This window comes from Corallococcus sp. AB018, assembly GCF_003986945.1.
Lineage (GTDB): Bacteria > Myxococcota > Myxococcia > Myxococcales > Myxococcaceae > Corallococcus > Corallococcus exiguus.
On record NZ_RAWR01000351.1, the window covers coordinates 1 to 6,410 of the forward strand.

Here is a 6,410-nt window from a genome sequence, read left to right on the forward strand (position 1 = left end):
CCCCCCATCCGAGCCCGCCGAGGTCATGGCACCGCCGCCGCATCCGCGCCGCCAGCGCCCCCACTGGAGTCACCTGGGGGCGTTCGCCCTGGCCCTGGCCGCCGTGAGCATCTGGTCGACGCGCGTCACGCGAGAGCCCCCCTCGCCGTGGTCCGCGCCGGAGCCCACCCGGCCCCTGGAGGCCCGGCTGACCTCCGTCCCCCTGGATGGACACCGCCCCTACGTGCCCATGCGCGGAGGGGTTCCCGCGGCGGCGCCGCTACCGCTGCGGGAGCTGGCCCGGATGGAGGACCGGCAGGACTGGCGGGGCATCGCCTCCGCGTACCTGCTTGCGGGCGACGCGCGGCAGGCCCTGAACTACCTGGGCAACGCGGCCGCCTCCCCGGACGTGGACTCCGACCGCGCGGTCGCGCTGGCGCTGGCCCATGCCGGGGCCTCCGAACAGACGGCGCTCGACGAGGCCCTGGCCGTGCTGGAGGACGTGCTCCGCGAGCAGCCAGACCATCCACAGGCCCTGTGGAACCACGCGCTGGTCCTGCGGAACCTGGACCTGCCCCTGCTCGCGGCGGATGCCTTCGACGCCGTGGCGAAGCTGGGCGAGCCCGGCTGGAGCGCGGAGGCGCGGACCCATGCGGGCCTCTTGCGGGAACAGACGCTGGCCCGGGGCCGCGCCTGGAAGCAGGCCTTCGCGGCGACGCAGGACCTGATGGCGGACTCCAACGCGCCGCTGCCTTTGAAGGAGGCCGCGAACCTTCCGGGCATCGTCCGGCTGGCCTTCTACGACGCGGTCCGCGCGGCTCCCTCGAAGGACGCGGCGCTGCGGCTGCTGCCGTTGGCGGACACCCTGGACCGGGCCTATGGCGGCGGCACGGTGCTGCACGCGACCGTCACCCGCGTGGCCGCGCGGGACTTCCAGAAGCGAGAACCGCTCGCCCGGGACTACGCGCGGTCCGTGCGCGGCAGGACGCCCTTCCCTCCGGCCTTCCTGGAGACACTGCGGCGCTCCGGCGAGGACGACCTGTACGTGGGCGCGCTCGGGTACGAGCTCACGGCGGGACGGCCCGTGGACGTGGCGGTGTTCGCTCGCGCCGCGGACGGACTGGGCGACCCGTGGTTCCACCTCATCGCCGAACGCGAGCGCGCCAACCAGGAGGTGCGCGACGGCCAGTGGTGGAAGGCGGAGGCGCGCGTGCGGGAGGCGCTGCGCACGTGCGCGGCGGAGCGGCTGGACTACCGCTGCGCCGACCTGCACGCGTGGCTCACGGACATGTACCTGGGCGAGCTGCACCGCCCCGCCGAGGCCCACGCACACGCGCTGCGCGGCTGGCAGCTGGCGAAGAAGCAGGGAGAATGGCAGCAGGAGCGGCTGTTCCTCCAGGAGCTGGCGCAGGTGGCGCGCTTCCACCACGTCGCCCCCACCGCGAGCGCGTACTTCAGGGAGTCGCTGGCGCGCGTGCCCGACGACCGCACGCAGCTCAACTACGTGCACCGCAACCTGGCCACCCTGGCGTGGATGGACTTCCGCGTGGACGAGGCCCGCCAGCACCTGGAGCAGTCGATGGAGTCCGGCCTGCCGCTGGGGCTGAATGGCGCGGGCGTGCTCGCGGACCTGGCCCGCTTCGGCCCCATGCCCGGCGCGGCGGACGCGCTGTCCCGTGCCCTCTCCGGACTGAGGCAGGGCCAGGCTCGCCCCGGTGAACGCGCGTTGCTGGACTCCATCCAGGGCGAGTTCGAGCTGGAGCGCGACCCCACCGCTGGACGCGCCCTGCTGCGGAGCGTCCTCACGCAGGCGGAGCAGTGGCCCGGCGACGTGTACGCCCGCCGCGCCCAGGCCCGCGCCTCCGCCGCGCTCATCTCCGACGCCGGACGCACGGGCGCGTTCGTGGAGGCGCTCGCCCTCGCGGGCCGCCAGTTCCAGGTGACCGAGGTGCCGGAGCGCTGCGTGCTCGCGGTGTCGGTGCAGCACGAGCGCACGCTCGCGGTGGCGCGTGGCCCTTCGGGCGCGGTGCACGGGGACTTCACCCAGACGCGCACGGCGCCGCTCGGCCAGGACGCCTCCGGGCTGGTACCGCCCGCGTTACAGGAAGCGCTGCGCGGGTGTGAGCAGGTGCAGGTGCTGGCCCCGCCTCCCGTGAATGGCCTGCCCCGGCTGCTCCCGCCGGACATCGCCTGGAGCTACCGGGTAGGCCACGCGACCGTGGGCCCTCTTCCGCCGGTGGACAGCGGCGAGCACCTGGTTGTCTCCAACGTGGACACGCCCGCGGCCCTGGGCCTTCCGCGTCTGCCTCCGATGTCGCATCCCCCTGGGGAAGACGCCCGGCGCGTGATGCTGGAGGGCGCGCGAGCCACGCCATCGCGCGTGCTGGAGGCGATGGCCACCGCCACCGAGGTGGAGATCCACACGCACGGCGTGTTCAGCCCGGAGCTGTCGGACGCCTCGCTCCTCATGCTGGCCCCGGAGCAGGATGGCCGGTACGCGCTCACCGCCAACCAGGTGCGCGCTCACGGGCTCTCCAAGGCACCGCTGGTGTTCCTGGCCGCATGCGGCGCCGCGCGCACCGCGCCCTTCCCGCACGAGTCCTTCAGCCTGCCGGTGGCCTTCCTCGACGCCGGGGCGCGCGCGGTGCTGGCCGCCACGGTGGACATCCCGGACACCGCGGGCCGCTTCTTCAACGACGTGCGCGAGCGCATCCACGCGGGCGCCTTGCCCAGCGTGGCCCTGCGCGACGAGCGGCAAGCCTGGCTCCAGGCCTCCCCCGGTGACCGCTGGGTGCACGACGTGCTCCTGTTCGAATGACGATCCGTAAGGTCATTTAAAAGAACCGGACCCAGCACGTTTTCAAGAAGGAGCCGCACGCAAGCCGGAAGCGCCCATCCCGCGGCGGCCCTTCAGGAGGACGGACATGAAGAACTGTCGGAACAGTGCGGGTCAGGCCCCCGGGAAGGACAAGCCCCAGAACGATCTCCCGGACAAGCCGCCCCCGGGACCCGCTGGCGTGGACGCGTCACCCGTGGCGCCGGAGGAACAGCGCGAAGAGTTCCACAGCGACCTGCCGGACAAGCCTCCGCCGGGGCCGGCAGGATTCGATCGCTGACGCTCGCGGGCGTGGCGCGGGCCTATGCTCCCGCGCCATGCCGTCGCATCCGTATGTCGTGAGGGCCGTGCAGTCTCCAGAAGAGCTGGAGCAGGTGCTGGCCCTGCAGCGCCGCAACCTGACTCCCGCGCTGTCTCCAGAGGAGCAGCACGCCCAGGGCTTCGTCACCGTCCAGCATGACCTGGCCACGCTGGAGCGCATGCACGCGCTCGTGCCCAGCATCATCGCCGTGCAGGGCTCCGACGTGGTGGCGTACGCGCTGGTGATGCCCCGCGAGTGCCGCGCGCTGGTCCCCGTCCTGGACCCGATGTTCGCGCTCCTCGAAGGGCTCGAGCACCGGGGCCGGCCGCTGAAGGACCAGCGCTTCTACGTGATGGGGCAGGTGTGCGTGGACAAGGCCCACCGGGGGATGGGCCTCTTCGACGCGCTCTACCACCAGCACCGCGAACAGCTTCGCTCGCGCTTCGACTGCGTCGTGACCGAGGTCTCGGCGCGCAACACCCGCTCCCTGCGCGCGCACGCGCGGGTCGGGTTCGAGACCGTCCACACCTACCGCGACGCCATCGACACCTGGGCCGTGGTGCTCTGGGACTGGGGCGCGGACACGTCGCGCTGAAGCACCGGATCCACGCGCACCGGCGTGGGACGGTTCGCCATCCGCTTGTGGTGCAGGCCGGACAGCTTCAGCGCCAGCTCCGGACCGGTGACACCCTTGGGGATGTAGCCGTCCGCGCCGGACGCGCGCACCAGCTCGCGCAGCCGCGACTCGTCCATGGACGAGTACAGGATGAAGAGCGTGTCCGGACCCGCGAACTGGCGCACCACGCCCAGGATGCGGTCGCCGCTCAGCGCCGGGATGTTCACGTCCAGGAGCACGATGTCCGGCTGCTCGGTCCGCAGCAGGTTGGCCACGCCCAGCGCCGCGCGCGTGGTGACGACTTCGAAGCCGTAGCGGCTGATGGAGCGCTCCACCAGCTCCAGCACGAGTGGGTCATCATCCACCACAAGCGCCTTCAACTTGCCTTCCGCCATCGCGTCTCCGCCTTTCAAGACCTCGGGGGAAAGGTCTGAAGTGCATTACGTCCAGGTATGCTGTGCAATATACGCCATACCTGTATTCATGCACAATGCCCCTAGGCCTGAAGACCTGGGATGCCCGTACTTTGAGTACGAATTCCAGGTCTCAATGTCGCGCGGAGGTGGGGAAAAAGGGCCCTATGCCGCAGGGGTGACCCTGACCCCGATATGTCACTGTGAGTGAAAACAGGTGAGCGGGAAGGGTGGGAAACCGGACACTCCAGCGCCCGGCCGGCGCCCCGTTTTGTGCATCACGCAAAGCCGTGCGCGGCCAGGCGGGGCGAGGCAGCTTTGGGGGATGGCTTCTGGAACTCCCGCCAACAATGACTTCGCCCTGCTGGTGGCGGTCCTTCCGCCGTCGCTCCAGGAGGCGGTACGGCGGCTGCCTGAAGCGGAGCTGCTGGAAGTGGTGATGGACCTGGGGCGGCCTCCGGAGGCTCGGCTGGTGCACGGTGTGGCGCGGCTGTCCGAAGCGCCCGTGGATCAGGAGGCGCTCCAGGCGGTGCTCGCCCACGTGGGCGAGGTGGGCGGCGACAACCGCGCGGGCATCGAGCGCACGCTCCACCGCGTGTCGGCCATCCGCAACCGCCAGGGCCGCGTGGTGGGGCTCACGCTGCGCGTGGGGCGCGCCATCCAGGGCACCATCGACATGCTGCGCGACCTGGTGGAGTCCGGGCGCAACCTGTTGCTGCTCGGGCGGCCGGGCGTGGGCAAGACGACGAAGCTGCGCGAGGTGGCGCGCGTGCTCGCGGACGCGCTGGGCAAGCGCGTGATGGTGGTGGACACGTCCAACGAGATTGGCGGCGACGGGGACATCCCGCACCCCGGCATCGGCGGTGCTCGGCGCATGCAGGTGAGCCGGCCGGACCGTCAGCACGACGTGATGATCGAGGCGGTGGAGAACCACATGCCCGAGGCCATCGTAGTGGATGAGATTGGCACCGCCGCGGAGGCCGCCGCCGCGCGCACCATCGCGGAGCGCGGCGTGCAGCTGGTGGCGACGGCGCACGGCAACACGCTGGAGAACCTGGTGCTGAACCCCACGCTGTCCGACCTGGTGGGCGGCGTGCAGACCGTCACGCTGAGCGACGACGAGGCGCGGCGCCGGGGCACGCAGAAGACCGTCACGGAGCGCAAGAGCACGCCCACCTTCGACATCGTGGTGGAGATGGTGAACCGCGACGAGGTGCGCGTGCACCGCGACACGGGCGGCGCGGTGGACCGGCTGCTCGCGGGCGTGGAGGTGGGCGGCGAGAAGCGGCGACAGCAGGACGGCGCCGTGCACGTGGAGGCCGCGCCGCAGGTGGTGGAGGCCACGCCTCCGGGAGGACGCGTGCCGAAGGGGACGCCCGCGCTGGGAGCGCCCCGGCCCGGGCCCACGCGCATCGCCGCGCACGCGGTGAGCCGCGAGTTGCTGGAGCGCGTGCTGCGCGACCTGCCGGTGGAGGCCGTGGTGGTGGGCCGTCCGGAGAACGCGGAGGTGGTGCTCACGCTGAGAAGCCGTGCGAATTCGCCTCGGCTGCGCCGCGCGGCCGAGCGCGTGGGAGCGCGGGTGCTGGCCATCAAGCGCAACAGCGCCACGGAGATCCGCCGCGCGCTGCGCACGGAGTTCCACCTGCTGGAGGGCGTGGACCCCGCGGACGTGAACGCCGCGGTCGCGGACGCGGAGGAGGCCATCCAGCGCGTGCTCTCGGAGGGCATCAGCCTGCCGCTCGCGCCGCGCCCGTCGCGCCTGCGGAAGTTGCAGCACACCCTGGTGGTGAAGAACCACCTGGAGGCCGTGAGCGTGGGCAGCGAGCCCCTGCGCCACCTGGTCCTCTACCCGCTGGGCACCGTCCTGACAGAAGCGTCCGACACCGCGCCGGAGGATGTGGACGCGCCGGAGCCGGATGACGACCTGGAGGACGACGACTCCTTGGCCGCGGACGAAGAGACCGGGGATGACGAGGACGCGAACCCGGAAGCCTCGCCCGCGGACGAAGGCATCTCCCAGCCCCCTCGGACCTGAGCGCGGCCTCCCCTCCGGCGGCGGACCGCGCGAACTTGTCCGACTGTCGGACAGGTTTTGGACCGGGGCCGGCGGGGGGCGGACCGCGCGAACTTGTCCGACTGGAGGGTTGCGCGGAATAAGCAATCTGATGGGTCCTGTAGAAGGGAGATGACGTCAGAAGAGGGAGCCTCCTGCTCGTCTGCGGAGCAGCGGAGCAGACGCCGCGTCGCCAAGGACCCGACGCCGCG

The 6,410-nt window shown here is 72.0% G+C and carries 5 protein-coding genes; 4 read left to right on the forward strand and 1 reads right to left on the reverse strand.

Going from position 1 to position 6,410, the window contains the following annotated elements; translation table 11 throughout:
- The 3 genes from D7Y11_RS40980 to D7Y11_RS40990 all read left to right on the forward strand — a co-directional run.
- A partial coding sequence (locus tag D7Y11_RS40980; protein WP_233607567.1) for a CHAT domain-containing protein occupies positions 1-2,797 on the forward strand: 2,797 nt, incomplete at its 5' end.
- A 106-nt stretch (positions 2,798-2,903) separates the two neighbouring features.
- Positions 2,904-3,095, forward strand: coding sequence for a hypothetical protein (locus D7Y11_RS40985; protein ID WP_121755798.1), 192 nt, complete (start codon positions 2,904-2,906; stop codon positions 3,093-3,095).
- A 37-nt stretch (positions 3,096-3,132) separates the two neighbouring features.
- On the forward strand, positions 3,133-3,711 hold the full coding sequence (locus D7Y11_RS40990) for a GNAT family N-acetyltransferase (RefSeq protein ID WP_121755797.1): 579 nt from the start codon (positions 3,133-3,135) through the stop codon (positions 3,709-3,711).
- Here the strand turns inward: D7Y11_RS40990 and D7Y11_RS40995 are convergent.
- Complete coding sequence (locus D7Y11_RS40995) at positions 3,645-4,127, reverse strand: response regulator (protein ID WP_120580846.1); 483 nt, start codon at positions 4,125-4,127, stop codon at positions 3,645-3,647. The two genes, D7Y11_RS40990 and D7Y11_RS40995, sit on opposite strands and share 67 nt — an antisense overlap.
- A gap of 343 nt (positions 4,128-4,470) precedes the next feature.
- Here D7Y11_RS40995 and D7Y11_RS41000 point away from each other — a divergent pair, with 343 nt between their 5' ends.
- Positions 4,471-6,180, forward strand: coding sequence for a R3H domain-containing nucleic acid-binding protein (locus D7Y11_RS41000; RefSeq protein ID WP_126936393.1), 1,710 nt, complete (start codon positions 4,471-4,473; stop codon positions 6,178-6,180).
- The last annotated feature ends 230 nt before the right edge of the window (positions 6,181-6,410 follow it).

Excerpts from the sequence above, each read along its gene's own strand:
- D7Y11_RS40985 (WP_121755798.1), top strand. The coding sequence starts at position 2,904 with ATGAAGAACTGTCGGAACAGTGCGGGTCAGGCCCCCGGGAAGGACAAG.
- D7Y11_RS40990 (WP_121755797.1), top strand. The coding sequence starts at position 3,133 with ATGCCGTCGCATCCGTATGTCGTGAGGGCCGTGCAGTCTCCAGAAGAG.
- D7Y11_RS40995 (WP_120580846.1), bottom strand. The coding sequence starts at position 4,127 with ATGGCGGAAGGCAAGTTGAAGGCGCTTGTGGTGGATGATGACCCACTC.
- D7Y11_RS41000 (WP_126936393.1), top strand. The coding sequence starts at position 4,471 with ATGGCTTCTGGAACTCCCGCCAACAATGACTTCGCCCTGCTGGTGGCG.